Source organism: Dellaglioa sp. CoH-57-MRSF-21 (assembly GCF_056781915.1).
The window spans coordinates 1-733 of the sequence record NZ_JBXAXU010000022.1; the positions used below are offsets into that span (position 1 = coordinate 1).

The following is a 733-nucleotide window of genomic DNA, read 5'->3' on the forward strand; positions in this document are numbered from 1 at the left end:
CGGTCCAAAATACGCGATCCGGGGGATACCTTACGCGTAGAATTAGACCCCCTGTTTCCTGCACTACCCGGCTGGGTCGCGAGACGGGGTTTCCGGGGGATACCTTAGCACTCCTAATTTGGGGCCCCATTCCTAAAAACCGGGACGGGGTGGGGGCCCTTTGTCCAATTGATTCCGGCTATCGGCCCCATAGTTATTTCCAATTGGCCCGGCACCCGATTCCTATTCATAATCGGGGTCATCGGCTCACTGAGCCATTAACCGCTGACGCTGAGGAACAGAAAATGACGAACACGAACGCAAGCGCCCCCGTCCGGTGCAAGGGCTATCAATCCGTGTCGTTTGCGCGTGCTGAGGCACCGAGCGACGTAATCGGCTCGTTCTATGCCGTGTACCCGGATGGCCGCGTCTATGAAACGCCGATCACACTCGCGCAGTATCGTACGCACCTGTTTGCGTTCCGGGGTGCGCGGTGGGTGCCGTCATCGATGACGGCTGAGCAAGTGCGGGACACCGCTGAATTCAAAGGCAATTACGCGTTCCCCGTCTGAGGCGAGGACAACCGAACAAAAGGGGCTCTTAGGGGCCCTTTTTCACGTCCGGGGCCGGCAGGCTGAGGGTGCGCGCACGCGTCGCGGACCCAAACACAACTAACCCGCTGAGGCTGGCAATGCAAAATTACGACATGAGTAAGCTACGAAAGGAAGCGATTACGCTACTGGCCGCGTCGCTT

General features: G+C 58.5%; 1 protein-coding gene. It reads left to right on the top strand.

The window, feature by feature from the left end:
- The first annotated feature begins 284 nt into the window (after positions 1 to 284).
- A complete protein-coding gene (locus AC1RPQ_RS07670) occupies positions 285 to 551 on the top strand; it encodes a hypothetical protein (protein WP_481762211.1) in 267 nt (88 codons plus the stop codon).
- The last annotated feature ends 182 nt before the right edge of the window (positions 552 to 733 follow it).

Coding starts and splice junctions, on each gene's coding strand:
- AC1RPQ_RS07670 (WP_481762211.1), top strand. CDS start 285: ATGACGAACACGAACGCAAGCGCCCCCGTCCGGTGCAAGGGCTATCAA.